The organism is Streptomyces sp. NPDC079141 (assembly GCF_040686775.1).
Lineage (GTDB): Bacteria > Actinomycetota > Actinomycetes > Streptomycetales > Streptomycetaceae > Streptomyces.
This window is the reverse complement of record NZ_JBFBLP010000015.1, coordinates 72,480-85,872: the sequence shown is the minus strand read 5'-3', so window position 1 is coordinate 85,872 and position 13,393 is coordinate 72,480. Positions and strand designations below refer to the sequence as shown.

Sequence of the window (13,393 nt, the reverse complement as noted above, 5' to 3'; positions counted from 1 at the left end):
CGTGCAGGGGGCGCTTTGTCGTGCCTCGGGTCAGCTGCGCTCGCCCATGGCCGCGCGCAGCCAGTCGAGCGGGGCCTGGGCCAGCAGCTGGTCGGCAAGTAGCTGGCCGGACTTGGTGACGATCCGGGCCCGACTGTTGTCGACCCACCGCTGCGCCGCCTCGTACCCCTGGCTCTTGTACTCCAGGCCCTGCAACATGCACTCCAGCTTGTCCGCATCGCGTGCGCAGATGGCCTCGGGCGTCTCGCGCGCCTCGTACTCGGCGACGACCGCCCGGACCGCGGACCGCAGGACCTCGGGCATGCCGGCTGTCTGGTCCGCCGTCACCGCCACGGGATCGCCTGGGGCGGCGTACTTCTTCCCCAGGTGGTTCACGTCACCCGTCCGCGTCTCCTGCGAGTCGTGCCACACCGCCATGTGCGCGGCCCGTGCGGCATCGGCGCCCTCCAGGGTGGCGATGACCGAGGCGATGACGGACGTGCGCCATGCGTGCTCGGCAACGCTCTCGGGGTCGCGAACGCCCGCCATCCACCAGCCCGTTCGCCGGGCCGCCTTCAACATGCCCGCCTCCCACAGGAAGTGCGCCACGTCCGCCAGGTCCTGGTCACCCACTGGTGTCCCCTCTCACGCCTCGGCGAGGCGGATTGCGTATCGGATGCCCTCCAGCTCTCGCCGAGCCTGCGGCAATAGCTCGGAGTCATCCAACATCACCGGCAGGCGTTCGCGCAGGTCCTGACCGGCGGCCGACCGTGCGCGCAGCAGATTCGGGCGGACGGCAAGCAGCGCCCAAAGCGTGTGAACGTTGAGGTCAAAGAAGCCATGCCGCGGTGTGAGGCCGCGGACCAGGTGGGTCATCAGTCGGTCGCCTTGCCAGGGCCCAGGCGCCATCTCGCCAATGAAGTCGTCCGACAGCTGGACGTGCGGTGACTCTCCGACCCAGTAAGCCCAGTAGTTCAAGTTCGCCGCCTCGGCTCGGTCGTTGTCGCCCAGGGTGCGGCCGATGAAGTGGGCCATGCGGTCCCGGTCTCCGTGGCGCGCGGCTACGGCAGCGACGGAACGCGAGTTGAGCCACTGCGTCAGCCAGTCATCCGGCCGCTCGGTCCGCTGCTGGTAGGCCAGCCAATCGGAGGTATCGGCGTCCTGGTCGAACCCGGCGAGGTACAGGGCTTGTCGGCGCAGCAGGAAATCCCGGCCACCTCGGGCCTGCTCGGCTGTCTCCCGCATGCGGCTGAAGAACTTGCCCCGGTCAACCGGGGCAAGCTCTGGCGCTGTCGGCACCGGGCCGCGGCGCGGACGAGGCGGCGTCGGGAGGTCCCGTACGGGGCTGGGCGGGACACCGTTGAGGGGCCAGGTGAGGACCTCTACGAGGTCGCGCTGCATAACCCAGGCCCCGAGAGGGTTGGGACCGGCGGGAGGCTCGTCCTCCAGTGCGCTGGCCAGCAGCATGTCAGCTTCCATCGCGCGTTCCAGGGCGGACAGCAGGGCGGGCGCGGTGCCCATCTGCATGAGTCGGTGGCGATGCATCAGCATCTGGCCCACGGGCAGGGAGGTCAGCGGGCGCCGCCCCGTCTCCCAGCCTGCGACCGTGTCCGGCGCTACTCCGAAGAACTCGGCAAGGCTGTCCTGCGTGTGCCCCGACTGTTCCCGAAGGACACGGAAAACGTAGCCGGAGATGATGCCCGCACGCCCTCGCCCGGGCGTTCCCTGACCACTGGTCAGGGTTCCGTTCGCCTGCTGCCTCATGGCGTCCCCTTGCCCGCCCGCAGCGGGCCCTTACCCGTACTCACGGTCACTACAAGCGGTGATCACGCCTACGTACCGTCGTGGGTGATAACCGGGCAACTCAGCGTAGTGGGAGTGAGGCCGCCATGACCGCCCATGGGAAGAAGGAACCGATGGCCAACCCGAGCACCATCGCCCCCAGCGGCATCGTCACGGCCTGCGACCGGCGCCTAGCAATCGAACACTGGCTACTCTCAGCGTGCTCGTCAGCCGACCGGGCCCGCATGGAATGGCAGCAGCACGGCATCACGATGCTGCGCCTAGGCGGCGTGTTCTCCGCCGTCCGCTTGCCCGGCCGCCTCGTCTACGCCGCCGCCGCATCCGCCCGCCCCGACGACGTCGACCCCTTCCTTGAGGACGCTCTCGACGGCGGCCCGGTCATCTGCGACCCGCACGGCCCCCGCTACTACGCCCTCGTCCCCGCTGGCATGCCCCGTAAATGGCGCGCGGCCGCGGACGACTGGGAGCCGCTCGGCGTCGAATGCCTGGGACATGGTGCTTACATGGGGGTGCCTCGGGTTACTGCGGTTGAGCACAACCCCAATTGGGCCTCGTACTGGTCCGTGCCCATGCCGTCCGCCGGCGTGCTATGCCCGCCGCTGGCCCTCGCACGACTGATTGCCGAGGGCGCGCGGCGACTGGCCGAGGCCACTCCGACTCTCGTTATCGGCCCGCGCCCCTGAGCGCACCGGTAACGGGACGCGGCCGCACGCCCCTCGTTGCTCTGCGGCCGCAAACCCGCCGTCGGCGCCAGGGCCTCACGCCGACGGCGGGTCACCCAACAAGCCCGGCGCTTCCGCCGACCCCGCTACTGCTGAAGGGAGCCCAAGCTCCAGCCTCAACCAGTGACCTGCTGAGACCCAGACCGGCACGATAGGCCCACAACACAGGGAGTACACCGTGAGCGGAACCGCGATCTACCGAATGACCGGCGGAGGAGAAGGCGGCGACGGCCTGCCCGGTGAGCCGTGGCCCGGCCCGGAAGAGCCCCCGTCGCCCGATGGCGGGCCGAAGGTCTGCGCCTGAGATGACGTTCACCGACCTGGAGGAGGGGTGGTCCGACCTGGGCCGCTCCCTCCTCGAACGCAAGGCCATGACGTCCGATTGGGCGCCGCCGTTCGCCGCCGTACCGCGGCGAGACTTTCTGCCCGAGGTGATGTGGCCGCACGACATGGATACGGGCACCACCGTCACGGTGGACCTGCGGGACGATCCTGGCCTGTGGTACTCGTACGCCAACGCCGACGTGCCCATCGTCACCCAGTGGGACGACGGCACCAGCGACGAGCCCGGAAAGGCGCCGACCTCGTCGGCGTCCATGCCGTCCGTTGTCTTCCGCATGCTGCGCGATCTCGACGTGCAGGATGGGCACCGCGTGCTGGAGGTCGGCACCGGTACCGGCTGGAACGCCGCACTGCTCGCCCACCGCCTTAGCCCCGCCAACGTCGTGAGCATCGAGATCGACCCCGTCGTCGCGGACGAGGCGCGAACACGCCTCGCCCGGGCAGGACTGCCGGTCCTGGTGCTGACCCGGGACGGAGCGGACGGGGACGTGCAAGGAGCGCCGTACCACAGGATCATCGCCACCGTGGGAGTGCGCAGGATCCCACCCGCCTGGATCGACCAGACACGGCTGGGCGGCATCATCATCGCCCCCTGGGGCACTCACTACAGTCACCAGGACGCGATCGTGCGCCTGAAGGTCGCCGAGGACGGAGCAAGCGCGAGCGGGATGTTCACCGGCCCCGTCGAGTTCATGAAACTGCGCGACCAACGCCTGCCCTTCGCCGGCCACCACGCGTACGCGCCCCGCGGCGTGGGCGCGGCCGAGCGTGGCACGACGGCCGTCACCGCGGAGGACCTCCTCGGCAGCGATGGCCAGTTCGCCGCGAGCACGTTCGCCGCCGGCCTGCGCGTCCGGGACTGCTACCACCGCGCCGCCGACAAGCGGGACGGCTCCCGGCCGGTCTGGTTCTACGGTCTGGCCGACACCTCCTGGGCTTGCGTCATGTTCCGTGACGGACAGGACGAGGCACAGGTCTGGCAGGCCGGTCCACGCCGCCTGTGGGACGAAGTGACCGCCGCGCTGGACTGGTGGCGGGCAGTGGGCCAGCCCGGTCACGAACGGTTCGGACTGACGGTCACGGCCGAGGGCGCGCAGCGCGCATGGCTGGACGACCCCGCAGACAGCTGGGAAGTCTGAGCCGCCTCGGTCTGGTCACCACGACCGGTGGTGACCAGACCGAGATCAGCCCACAAGATCGGCGAGAGGCACGTCCGACACGTGGGCGATGCGCAGCAGGACCCGGAACGTCGGATTGCCGCGCCCAGCTTCGAGGTTTTGAAGGGGCAGCCGGTGATGCCGGCCGCCAGGTAGACGCGCTCCTGGGTGAGGTTCTGGCGGAGTCGCTCAGCACGGACCTGCTCGCCCATGGTCTGCAGCCCCACAGGAGACGGGCCCCGCAGTCCCGTCAAGCCCGGCGTCTGCGCCCCCCGCCGCGCCCGCCGCCCGACCCGTTCGGCCACAGCCGTGGGCGTCGCTTCGCCGCGATGTCCTCGATCCAGCCCACCGCCAGGATGGTCAGGCCGATCAGGGGCCAGACCAGGAAGAACATCCAGATGAGGTAGGTGGAGTCGAGGGCGGCGACGGCGCGGTCGCTCTGCATGAAGGGGAGTTCGTAGAGGCGGTCGAGGATGGGGACCGTGGCCATGATGAGCATGTTGTGCCACAGGTAGATCGTGACCGCGCGGTTGTTGGAGAGAGTGACGAGCTTGTCCCACTTGGCCAGGCGGCCCGGCAGTTCCTGCCAGGAGGGCGAGTAGATCAGCAGGATGACGACGAAGCCGAAGGACCAGGTCGCCTGGGCCAGCGGGATGTCGTTCAGGTCCCAGCCGTCCGGGCCCAGGTGGCCGGAGGCCCACCACAGGCCGAAGGCCATCAGCAGAGCCGAGCAGGACACGGCGACATAGCGCGGGATCTTCGCCAGCAGGCCCTCGTGGTGGGCGAAGCCGAGGACCCAGCAGCCGCCGTAGACGGCGAAGTCGGTGACGGCGTTGCCCGTTTCGCCGGGGATGGTCACGATTCCCGTGCCCACGATCGCCGTCAGGGCCAGGGGTGCCAGCAGGGTCGGCCAGGGGGCTCTCCGGAACGCCCACAGCAGGAGCGGGGACGCCACCACGAACCACAGGTAGGCGCGCAGGTACCACAGCGGGCCCGCCGCCTGTACCGCCCAGGTGTCCTCCAGCAGGCCCGACTTGGAGCCGATGAGCCAGGGGAAGGGCGGGGCGCCGATCGGGACGATGTAATTGATGAGTTCCAGGAGCGCCCAGGTCGGGCTGTCCTCCGTGTTCTTCGTCGGGTTCCAGCCGCCCGCGAACATCAGCGCCAGCGCCACCGCGCTGAACGCCCACAGCGGAGGCAGAAGTCGACGTACACGGCCCTTGATCACGCCCCACGCCGGGCGGTTCAGCGAGCGGGCCATCAGCGAGCCGGCCAGCGCGAACATCACGCCCATGGAGGGGAACAGGACCGTCAGCCACGCCCAGCCGAAGAGGTGGTAGACGACGACTCGGACCAGCGCGATCGAGCGCAGGAGGTCGAGGTAGCGGTCGCGGCCCGGCTTCTTCGCCGGCGCGGGGGGAGCGGCCGGGGCGGCAGTGGGCTGCGGCTGCTCCGGGACGCCGTACGCCTCGTACGCCTGGTACGGCGTGCCGTACGGCTGCTGCTCGGGGCCGGTACCGGCCGTCCCCGTCGGGTATCCGTGTGTCATCCCACCGGCCTCCGATCGTTGCCGCTGTCCGCCCGCTGGCGCGGTACCGGGCCGCCCGGCGCCTCGACCACGCCGGTGCGGCGAAGCTTCTGCCAGCGCAGACGGCCGCCGGTGAGCGCCGTGATCCAGGACTGGAGCAGCACGACGTACATGAGCTGGCGGTAGAGAATCTGCTGGAGCGGGAGCGAGATGAGGTGGGTCATGCGTTCCCCGTCCAGACGGAAGGCGTACGCGGCGCAGACGGCCTGGATCGCCAGGACGCCCAGCCACGCCACGATCGTCTTCTGCGTCGGGCCGAAGACAAGGCCGTAGAGCAGGAAGACGTCGATGAGGGGGGCCAGGAGGGGGGCCAGCACCATGAAGAGCGATACGAGTGGCAGGCCGACCCGGCCGAAGCGGCCCGACGGACCGCTCTCCACCAGCGCCCTGCGGTGCTTCCAGATCGCCTGCATGGTGCCGTACGACCAGCGGTAGCGCTGGGACCACAGCTGCTGCACCGTCTCCGGTGCCTCGGTCCAGGCGCGGGCCTTCTCCGCGTAGACGACGCGCCAGCCGTCGCGGTGCATCGCCATCGTGATGTCGGTGTCCTCGGCGAGCGTGTCGTCGCTCATGCCGCCGACCCGCTCCAGCGCCGTACGGCGGAAGGCTCCCACCGCGCCGGGAATCGTCGGCATGCAGCGCAGGACGTCGTACATCCGGCGGTCGAGGTTGAAGCCCATCACATATTCGATGTGCTGCCAGGCGCCGATGAGGGAGTCGCGGTTGCCGACCTTGGCATTGCCCGCGACGGCTCCGACGCGCGGGTCACCGAAGGGCTGGACGAGTTCGCGGACGGTGGCCGGTTCGAAGACCGTGTCGCCGTCCATCATCACGATGATGTCGTAACGGGCGTTCGCCAGACCCCGGTTGAGCGCGGCCGGCTTGCCCGCGTTGAGCTGGCGGATGACCCGCACGTTCGGCAGGCCCATCGCCTCAACGATCCGCGCGGTGCCGTCGGTCGAGCCGTCGTCGATGACGAGGATCTCGATCGGGTGCTCGCTCGCCATCAGGGAACGGACGGTGTTCTCGATGCACTTGGCCTCGTTGTACGCCGGCACCAGCACCGACACCGGCTCGGTGACCGGCGGTCCCCAGCGGAAGCCGCGCCGGCGCACCCGGCGGGCGTGCACGGCGGACAGGACGAGCATCAGCACGAAGCGGCTGATGACGAGGAAGCCGATGATCGCGAGCCCGACCACCAGGACCGCGGTGATGTTGTCGGAGGCCTGGACCAGGAAGATCCACGCCTTGCCCTTCCAGTGGTCGATGCCGCTGACCTGGCTGTGCGCGCTGGGCGCGTCGAGGGCCTCGGTGAGGTTGTCGAACTCGTAGCCCTTGGCCTGCATCTGCGGCAGGAACCGGTCGAGCGCCTCGACGGTCTGGTGCCGGTCGCCGCCGGAGTCGTGCATCAGGACGATCGCGCCCTTGCCGCCCTTGGGGGTGGCGTTGCGGATGATCCGCTCGACACCGGGCTTGCGCCAGTCCTCGCTGTCGGTGTTGTTGACGACCGTGATGTAGCCGCGGGTGCCGATGTACTCGGTCACCGGCCAGGACTTGTTGTCCATGGCGTCGGCGAAGGAGGAGTACGGCGGCCGGAAGAGGGAGGTCCGGATGCCGGCCGCGCCGCTGATCGCGAGCTGGTTCTGCGACAGCTCCCAGTCGATGCGCTTCTTCGTCTGGTACGAGAGGTCGGGGTGGTTGAAGGTGTGCAGCCCGATCTCGTGGCCCTCGTCGACCATGCGCCGCACGAGGTCCGGGTGGCGCGAGGTCATGGTGCCGGTGACGAAGAAGACGGCGTGCGCGTCGTGCTTCTTCAGCACGTCCAGGACCTTGGGCGTCCACTTGGGGTCGGGGCCGTCGTCGAAGGTGAGGACGAGCCGGTGGTCCGGCATGTCCAGGCTCTCGGTGCGGCCGCTGCGGGTGTCGATGACCGGGCCGCCCTTGAGGATCTCCTCGGGGACCTTGTCGGAGGCGGCGGCCGGCTGGACACGGTGGTCGGCCAGGATCTCGCTGTGCACATACCCGCGCAGCATCAGCATCGCCATCAGCGCGGCGAGGACGAGCAGGGGCAGCAGCAGGCGCATGGGCAGGCGGCGGCGCCGGGGGCCGTCGGGGGCTTGGGGCGCGGCGCCCCGACGGCGGGTGCGGGATGCCATCAGAGGATGTACTCCGGGGACGGGTCGTACGGGCTGGCGGTGGAGCCCGGCTCCTCGGCCGGCCTCTCGTCGGTGATCGGCGTCGGGTCGGACGGGCCGTCGGCGACGTTGTCGGTGCCGGTGCCGCCCGAGCCGCCCTCGCCCTCCGTCTCGGTCGGATCGGGCGTCGTGGGCTCGTCCGTGGGGGTGGGGTCGGTCGTGGGCGTGGTCGGCGCGTCCGTGGGATCCGGATCCCAGGTCGGGTCGGTCCCCGGGTCCGTCGTCGTCTTGGTCGCCGTCGGCTCCGGATCGGTCGTGACCCCCGGCTCCTCGGCGGTGCCGGAGGCGTCCGGGGCGGTGGCGCTGGCGCCGGGCGACGGGGTCACTCCGTCGCTCGCCGAGGGGCTCGCGCCGGGGCTGACTTCGCCGGTGCCGGTCGAGGGTGCCGACTCCGCGGGCAGCGGCGGGGTGTCCACCTGACCGGCCGGCTGCTCGTCCTTCGGGCTCTTCACGGGGAGCCAGGGCGCGTTGGAGTTGCCGGACAGCAGGGTGGTGACGATGACGACGGCGTAGACCGCGCAGGCGATGCCGACGGCGATGCCCAGCCGGCGGAAGCGGCGGCTGCGCCGGCCCGACTCGTCGACGAAGACCGGCCCGTCGGAGCTGTCCGAGCCACCGCCCGGGCCTCCCTTGGCCGCCCGGATCGCGCCGTCGAGCTGAAGTCCGATGCCGTCGAGCTGGATGGTGACCTCGTGCGGGTCGTGCGTGGCGGCGGACCCGACGGGCTCCCGTTCCGCTTCCGGGTCCTGCCAGGGGTCGCGGACGGAGGCGGGGGCCGGGGCCGGGACCGGGGCCGGGGCCGGGGCCGGGGCCGGGGCCGGGGTGGGGGCGGTCGCCGGGAACGCCTCGGCACGGCTCGGCTTCCGGGTCTCGGGCCAGCCCGACTTCCGCGGCACCGCGCCACGGCCCTCGGCCGCCGGAGCCGCCTGCGGACGACCGGCATCCCCGGACTTCGGCAGCACCGCCGTCTCGTCGAACACCGGCTCGGCACGGCCCGGCTTCCGGGTCTCCGGCCACCCCGGCTTCCGCGGCACCGCGCCACGGCCCTCGGCCGCCGCGGACGCCTGCGGACGACCGGCATCCCCGGACTTCGGCAGCACCGCCGTCTCGTCGAACACCGGCTCGGTACGGCTCGGCTTCCGGGTCTCGGGCCGGTCGAATCTGTCGAACGCCGAGAGGAGCTCGTTCAGGTCGGTCCGTTCGGAGGCCTCGCCGGACTCCTGGGGCACCTCGGACTCCGCGGGGCCGTCGATGTCGGGCATCGCCGTCTCGCCGGTCGCCGCGAACGCCTGGGTGTCACCCTGCGAAGACGGAACGGCCTGGGTCCCGGATGCCGCCTCGGGCCACTCCGGTTGGCCGTCTTCCCGCCAGTTCTTCACGCGCACACATCCCCCCACGGGACAGTTCCGGGTGCGCGTACGACACTGAGCACCCGTCGATCGCACCGAGCCCCCACCCGGTCCGAGCGCCCCCTTTATCACACTGTGCTCAGGCCATGAATGTAGCGCACGAGTGAGTTGTGTGTTTGCCGCGTGTCACTTGTGGGGCCGCATCGTGACATTGTCACTGGCCGGAATCCATCCCCCGGCGGGTGGCCGAAGCCAGCCCTCCGCCTCCGCCAGTTCGGCCGCGGCCCGCCGAAGGGCGTCGAACGCAGGGTGCACCAGCCCCTTTCGCCACACCAGTGACACCGGTGCCAGCGGGACGGGATCGATCAAGGGCCGCAGCACCGTGGCGGGCATGGCCGGAAAGTCCACCACGGCCAGCACCGGTGTCCGTGTCTTCGCCATGATCCGCCGGAACTCCTCGTGACCGACGGCCAGGGGAGCGGGCGGCGCGACCTCGATCCCCCGCCCCTCGAACAGCCGGTGCGCGAGGTCGGTCCACTCCGGGGTGCGCGGGTTCCCGGCGCCCGCGTATACGGTCGAGCCCGCCAGCGCGCCGAGCGGTACCGCCTCCAGCCCGGCCAGCGGATGGTCCTCGGGCAGGATCACCGCCATCGGTTCGTAGCGCACGGGCTGGTGGTCCAGGCCCGCCCGCAGCGCCGGGTCCAGTCCGGCGAAGCGGCCGAACGAGGCGTCCAGGCGGCCCGCGAGGAGTTCGGCGGCGGCGCCGGTCAGGCCGCTCTCGTAGCGGGCCATCAGCTCGTGGTCGGGGGCCAGATCACGGGCCCGGTGCAGGACCCGGCCCGGGGTGACCAGGCCCGGGGAGTTCAGGTCGACCAGCAGCGGGCGGGCCTGTCCGAAGGCGGCGAGCAGGTCGTCGTGCGCGGTCAGCACGCGGCGCGCGTGGGGCACGAGCCGCTCGCCGTCCGGCGTCAGCGTCACCTGCCGGGTGGTGCGGACGAACAGTTCGGCGCCCAGCTCCCGCTCCAGCCGCCGTACGTCCCGGCTCAGCGCCTGCTGGGCGACGTAGAGGCGGGCGGCGGCGCGGGTGAAGTGCAGTTCCTCGGCGACGGCGAGGAAGGCGCGCAGGAGGCGGGGGTCGAGCGGGGACGGCATCCGGCGAATTTACAACGCGGATGCGTCAATCGGGCCCGAACTGGTGTTGGACCCCTTGATCCACTCCGGGCGAGGGTTGCTCCATGCCGCAACTGCTCTCCCGCTACCGCTCCCTGTTCGCCCTGCCCGGCACCCGCGCGTTCACGGCCGGCAACCTCCTGGCCCGTCTCCCGATGGGCATGTTCAGTGTGAGCGCGGTCGTGATGATCGCCGGCACCCGCGGGTCGTACGCCCTCGCCGGCTCCGTCGTCGCGGTCGGGCTGGCCGCGACCGCCCTGGTCGCCCCCTGGACCGCGCGGCTCGTCGACCGGTACGGGCAGGCGCGGGTCGCCCTGCCCTCCACGCTCCTGGCCGCCCTGGGCAGCCTCGCCCTGCTTCTCTGCACGCGCTACGGCGCCCCCGACTGGACCCTGTTCGCCGCCTACGCGGCCACCGCCACCACCCCCAACATCGGCGGCATGGCCCGCGCCAGGTGGGCCCACCTGCTGAAGGGCGACGAGGCGGCACTGCACACCGCGAACTCGCTGGAGCAGTCCGCGGACGAGCTGTGCTTCATGCTGGGCCCGGTCCTCGCGGCCGTCCTGTGCGGCTCCCTGTTCCCCGAGGCGGGCACGCTCGTCGGCGTCCTGCTCCTGGTCACCGGCATGCTGCTGTTCACCGCCCAGCGCTCGACCGAGCCGCCGGCCAAGGCCCCGACGGCCTCCGCCGAGTCCCCGCTCCGCGCCCCCGGCATGCCCCCGCTGCTCGCCGTCTGCCTCGCCATGGGTGCCGTCTTCGGCTCGATGGAGGTCGTCACGATCGCGTTCGCGGACGCGCAGGGACACGGTACGGCGGCCGGTGTGATCCTCGGTCTCCAGGCGGCCGGCTCCTGCGCGGCCGGGCTGCTGTACGGCGCGCTGAAGCCGGCCGGCCCCGCCGAGGGCCGCTACGCGTGGTGCATCGCGGCGATGACCGCGCTGCTGGCGCTGCCCCTGCTCGCGGCCTCCGCCACCGGCTCGCTCGTCCTGCTGGCGGGCGCGCTGCTGCTGGCCGGCATGGCCACCGCCCCGACGATGATCACCAACATGACCCTGGTCCAGCAGCGCACCCCCGAGGGCCGTCTCAACGAGGGCATGACCCTGGCGGTGACCGGCCTGCTCGGCGGTATCGCACTAGGCAGCGCGGTGGGCGGCTGGGTCGCGGAGCACGTGTCGGCAACGGCGGGCTACGGCGTACCGGTCACGGCGGCGGCCGTAGCCCTGCTCGCCGCCCTCACGACGGCGACCAGGACGACGCCCGTCCAAGCCGAGGCCTGACGGGCACAACCGCCACTCCAGCCGTCAAGGCCGAGGCCCGACGCTCACAGCCACCACCCCAGCCATCAAGGCCAAGGCCCGACACCCGCAGCCACCACCCCAGCCATCAAGGCCGAGCCCCGACGTCCACAGCCACCACCCCAGCCATCAAGGCCAAGGCCTGACACCCACAGCCACCACCCCAGCCATCAAGGCCGAGCCCCGACGCCCACAGCCACCACCCCAGCCGTCAGGCCCGAGTCCTGATCCGGACTCGGGCCGGCCCCTTGGCCACCAGTGTGATCCCCGCGCCGAGCGGCACCTCCCCGGGCTCCGCGTCCTCGAACTCGTACTCCCGCAGCAGCACGGCCAGTCCCAGCACCGACTCCAGCATGGACAGGTGCTGCCCGATGCAGGCACGCGGGCCGCCGCCGAACGGGTACCAGGCGTAGCGCGGGCGCCCGGCCTCCGCCTGAGGCGTGAAGCGCGTGGGGTCGAAGCGTTCGGGGTCCGTCCAGTAGTCGGGGTGGCGATGGGTGACCCAGGGGCAGATCACGACATCGGCGCCGGCCGGAATCCGTACGCCGTCGATCTCCGCGTCGGCCACCGAGCGGCGGCCGATCGCGGGTGCGGACGGGTACAGCCGCATGGCCTCCTTCACCACCATCGTCAGATACCGCAGCGACTCCATGTCGGCCGCCGTCGGCACGCGTCCGCCGGGGCCGCCGAGCACGGCGTCCACCTCCTCGCGGACCCGGCGCTGCTCCTGCGGGTGCCGGGCAAGGAGGTGCAGTGTGAAGGCCAGCGCGGTGGCGGTGGTCTCGTGGCCGGCCAGCAGGAAGATCAGCACCTGTTCGCGCAGCTCGGCCGCGTCGAGGCTGCCGTCCTCGGCGTTCTCGGCGTGCACGAGGAGGGTGACCAGGTCCTCCCGGTCGTCCCGGCCCCGGCGGCTGTCGATGATCTCGTCGCACAGCGCGTACAGCTCCGTCTGAAGGCGCACGGCACGGCGGTTGGCGGGGGTGGGCCAGGTGCGCGGCGCCTTGACCGGGGAGAAGCCGCGCTTGAGGGAGTACTCCTGGAGCGCGGGCAGGGTCCGCCCGACCACCTCGTACGCCTTGTGCACGTCCGTCCCGAACAGGATCCGGCCGACGGTGTACAGCGCCAACCGGTGCATCTCGCCGACCAGTTCGACGACCCCGCCGGGCGCCCGCCGCCACCTGTCGGTCAGCGCGGCGGCCTCGTCGGTGACCTCCCGCGCATAGCCGTCCACCCGGCGCCTGGTGAACAGCGGCTGCATGAGCCGGCGCTGCCGCAGGTAGGCCTCGTCCTGGCTGGTGAGCAGGCCGTTGCCGACCGTCAGGCGCAGTTCCTCGTAGAAGACGTTGTCCTTGCGGAAGTTGGCGGACTGCGCCGCCAGCACCTGCTGGGCGCCCTCGGCCGAGAACACCGCGTAGAGCTCCGAGCGCAGCCCGGGGGGCCCGGCCCGGAATCGCACCACGTCGCCGTGGTCGCGCCGGGCGCGCAGATACGCGCCGAGCGGATCGGTCAGCAGGTCCCTCATCGAGCCGAGCACCGGGCTCGCCGCCACGACCGGCGCCTCGGCCGTCGTAGTCGCCATTGCCGTCATTCCGCCGCTTCCCCCAGGCCTAGAACCGGTCACCCACAACTACCGCACAGTAACCGGAGATTGGCCGTCCAGCAGCCCCTCGGCGGCCCCGTCCTCGGACGGACCCGACGAGCATTCGGTCCCGATTCCCGCTAAATCCATTGACGCGCCCGCTCCGCACACATACCTTCCCCCGTCGAAGCGCTTCGACGTCACTCATCGAACC

At 71.5% G+C, this 13,393-nt stretch carries 10 protein-coding genes; 3 read left to right on the top strand and 7 right to left on the bottom strand.

What is annotated here, in order from left to right:
- Positions 1-30: 30 nt before the first annotated feature.
- Together AB0Q90_RS31835 and AB0Q90_RS31830 are read right to left on the bottom strand one after the other, a co-directional pair.
- Positions 31-612 carry an HD domain-containing protein gene (locus tag AB0Q90_RS31835; RefSeq protein ID WP_363163751.1) on the bottom strand — a complete coding sequence of 194 codons (582 nt, stop codon included), beginning with the start codon at positions 610-612 and terminating at the stop codon, positions 31-33.
- Positions 613-624: 12 nt separating this feature from the next.
- Positions 625-1,743, bottom strand: coding sequence for a helix-turn-helix transcriptional regulator (locus tag AB0Q90_RS31830; protein WP_363163752.1), 1,119 nt, complete (start codon positions 1,741-1,743; stop codon positions 625-627).
- A gap of 152 nt (positions 1,744-1,895) precedes the next feature.
- On the opposite strand from AB0Q90_RS31830, the gene AB0Q90_RS31825 reads away from it, so the two are divergent.
- On the top strand, positions 1,896-2,465 hold the full coding sequence (locus AB0Q90_RS31825; RefSeq protein WP_363163753.1) for a hypothetical protein: 570 nt from the start codon (positions 1,896-1,898) through the stop codon (positions 2,463-2,465).
- Positions 2,466-2,809: 344 nt separating this feature from the next.
- The gene (locus AB0Q90_RS31820) at positions 2,810-3,985 is read left to right on the top strand and encodes a methyltransferase domain-containing protein (protein WP_363163754.1); all 1,176 of its coding nucleotides are present in this window, start codon (positions 2,810-2,812) and stop codon (positions 3,983-3,985) included.
- A gap of 268 nt (positions 3,986-4,253) precedes the next feature.
- On the opposite strand, the gene AB0Q90_RS31815 is transcribed toward AB0Q90_RS31820, so the two are convergent.
- From AB0Q90_RS31815 to AB0Q90_RS31800, 4 genes are all read right to left on the bottom strand, one after another.
- On the bottom strand, positions 4,254-5,552 hold the full coding sequence (locus AB0Q90_RS31815) for an acyltransferase (RefSeq protein WP_363163755.1): 1,299 nt from the start codon (positions 5,550-5,552) through the stop codon (positions 4,254-4,256).
- Positions 5,549-7,747 carry a glycosyltransferase gene (locus AB0Q90_RS31810; protein ID WP_363163756.1) on the bottom strand — a complete coding sequence of 733 codons (2,199 nt, stop codon included), beginning with the start codon at positions 7,745-7,747 and terminating at the stop codon, positions 5,549-5,551. The genes AB0Q90_RS31815 and AB0Q90_RS31810 overlap by 4 nt, the downstream gene beginning before the upstream one ends.
- Entirely contained in the window at positions 7,747-9,165 is a 1,419-nt protein-coding gene (locus AB0Q90_RS31805; RefSeq protein WP_363163757.1) for a hypothetical protein, read from the bottom strand. The genes AB0Q90_RS31810 and AB0Q90_RS31805 overlap by 1 nt, the downstream gene beginning before the upstream one ends.
- Positions 9,166-9,321: 156 nt before the next feature.
- The gene (locus AB0Q90_RS31800) at positions 9,322-10,287 is read right to left on the bottom strand and encodes a LysR family transcriptional regulator (RefSeq protein ID WP_363163758.1); all 966 of its coding nucleotides are present in this window, start codon (positions 10,285-10,287) and stop codon (positions 9,322-9,324) included.
- 83 nt (positions 10,288-10,370) lie between these two features.
- Here AB0Q90_RS31800 and AB0Q90_RS31795 point away from each other — a divergent pair, with 83 nt between their 5' ends.
- Entirely contained in the window at positions 10,371-11,582 is a 1,212-nt protein-coding gene (locus tag AB0Q90_RS31795; RefSeq protein WP_363163759.1) for an MFS transporter, read from the top strand.
- 229 nt (positions 11,583-11,811) lie between these two features.
- On the opposite strand, the gene AB0Q90_RS31790 is transcribed toward AB0Q90_RS31795, so the two are convergent.
- Positions 11,812-13,179: a cytochrome P450 gene (locus AB0Q90_RS31790; protein ID WP_363163760.1), complete on the bottom strand. Its 1,368-nt coding sequence runs from the start codon at positions 13,177-13,179 to the stop codon at positions 11,812-11,814.
- Between the last annotated feature and the right edge of the window lie 214 nt (positions 13,180-13,393).